Source organism: Barnesiella sp. CU968 (genome assembly GCF_905219685.1).
Lineage (GTDB): Bacteria > Bacteroidota > Bacteroidia > Bacteroidales > Muribaculaceae > Lepagella > Lepagella muris_A.
Genome location: NZ_CAJMXD010000440.1, coordinates 1 through 2,225, shown reverse-complemented (window position 1 = coordinate 2,225; position 2,225 = coordinate 1). Strand labels below are relative to the sequence as shown.

At 41.3% G+C, this 2,225-nt stretch carries 1 protein-coding gene; it reads left to right on the top strand.

Going from position 1 to position 2,225, the window contains the following annotated elements; all coding sequences use genetic code 11:
• Nucleotides 1–437: 437 nt before the first annotated feature.
• The gene (locus JX312_RS12525) at nt 438–2,129 is read left to right on the top strand and encodes a putative transporter (protein WP_123406564.1); all 1,692 of its coding nucleotides are present in this window, start codon (nt 438–440) and stop codon (nt 2,127–2,129) included.
• The last annotated feature ends 96 nt before the right edge of the window (nt 2,130–2,225 follow it).

Sequence of the window (2,225 nt, the reverse complement as noted above, 5' to 3'; positions counted from 1 at the left end):
GTGCCGAATGGAAGATTACTGCCTTCAATCAGTGGATTGGAGGATGTCCCTGAAGCAGAGGCTGCAAACGTAACCATAGTCAGGGCTGTAAGTGATTTGAAAAATGTGTTCATATTATTCGATTTGTTGTAATTGTATTCCATGAGAAGCAATATATGTGCCAAATACTTTGTAAATTTACAAAAAATATCCTTAATGACGATTGTTCGCATCTTTATCCATGAAAAAAAGTTTAAATTGTTAAATAGCGTTATTGTGGAAAAATTTCATTAATTTTGCACACTCATTTAGAGAGTGACTGGATTTAACTTTCATTCACGTGAAATTCCCTCGAAAACACCTCTTCATATAAATGAAAGTTAAATTCAAAAATACTCTTGGTTTCTCAGTTTTTTTCAAGGTGAAAAAGTGTTATTATCTTTCAATTATATTAAAATATGGATTGGCTTATAGATCTTGTGAGGCCCTTTAATGACTCGCTTGCGAGCACGATTCTTCTTTATTCCTTTGTTATTTTTGCCGGTATTTATCTTGGCAAGATTAAGATTTTCGGGATATCGCTTGGTGTTACGTTTGTGTTGTTCGTAGGTATTATTGTCGGGCATTTCGGTTATCAGGCTGATAACAACGTATTGCATTTCCTACGGGAATTCGGATTGATATTGTTTATCTTTTCGATAGGTATGCAGGTCGGACCTGGTTTCTTCTCTTCGTTTAAAGACGGAGGTGTTAAAATGAATCTGCTTGCAGTGACGGGAATTTGTCTTAATGTTGTCATCATGCTGGCGATTTACTTTATTCAAGGCGGTGCGTCCGGAGATACTTCAATATCTCAGCTTGTTGGTATTATGAGTGGTGCTGTTACTAACACACCTGGTCTCGGAGCCGCACAGCAGACATATTTGCAGGTGAATGCGGAAGGATATGATGTGAGTCAGCAGATGTCGATGGGTTATGCCGCCGCGTATCCTCTCGGTGTGGTCGGAATAATACTCACAATGATTCTTATCAGAAAATTTTTTAAAATTGACACCAATGCTGAAATCGCAGAAATAGAGCATGATGAGAAAAGTTCAATGCTTGCTCCCCACATTGTGTCTCTGCGGGTCACCAACCGCATGGTTGACGGTCTTTCGATGAAGAAACTTCATACTCTGATATCATGTGACTACGTTATTTCAAGAATCGAGAAACCGGACGGAACTGTCATTATACCGAAATCGGAGGATGTGATAAATTATGATGACGTCTGTCTTGTGGTTTGTTCTCAGAAAGATGAGGAGATGTTTACCAGATTTATAGGTCCGGTCATCGAAAAGACTTGGGAACGTGAAAAGGGTCCTGTAGTATCGCGTCGCATTCTTGTAACCAAGACAGAGTATAATGGAACCAAACTTGGTTCAATGCGTTTACATTCCGCTTATAATCTCAATGTTACAAGGGTTAACCGAGCCGGTGTGGATCTTGTCGCCGGTCCTAATCTCCGTCTGCAGATGGGTGACAGGCTGACAGTTGTAGGTAAGCTTGATGACATAAATAACCTTGCAAACCGTCTCGGAAACTCGATGAAACGTCTGAACGAGCCTAATCTGATAACTATGTTTATCGGCATCTTCCTCGGCATTCTTGTTGGTAGCATCCCTTTGCAGTTCCCGGGTATGTCAGTTCCGATGAAACTCGGTCTTGCCGGAGGGCCGCTTGTGGTGGCAATTCTGATTGGTGCTTACGGACATAAGTTCCATCTTGTCACTTATACCAATTCCTCAGCAAATCTTCTGCTTCGGGAGATGGGAATATGTCTTTTCCTCGCATCCGTAGGGATTGCAGCCGGAAAGGATTTCTTCGCTACGGTATTTAATACACAGGGTGCGCTATGGGTAGGTTATGGATTTATCATAACTGTTGTGCCACTTATTGTAATGGGCATTATTGCAAGAGCAAAATTCAAAATGAATTACTTCTCTATCATAGGTATGATGAGCGGAGGTTATACGGATCCGCCGGCTTTGGCATATGCCAACAAACTCGCCAACAATGACGCGCCGGCTGTTGCCTATTCCACTGTTTATCCTCTTACAATGTTTATGCGTGTGATCGCCGCTCAGTTGGTAATCTTGTTTTTTGTATAACAGTAATCTTTTGTTTTAAGGTAAACGTCCCATAAACCGCCTTGCCTGACCGGCTGGGCGGTGTTAATTTTGCGGAGCAACCCAAAAATCATGGAT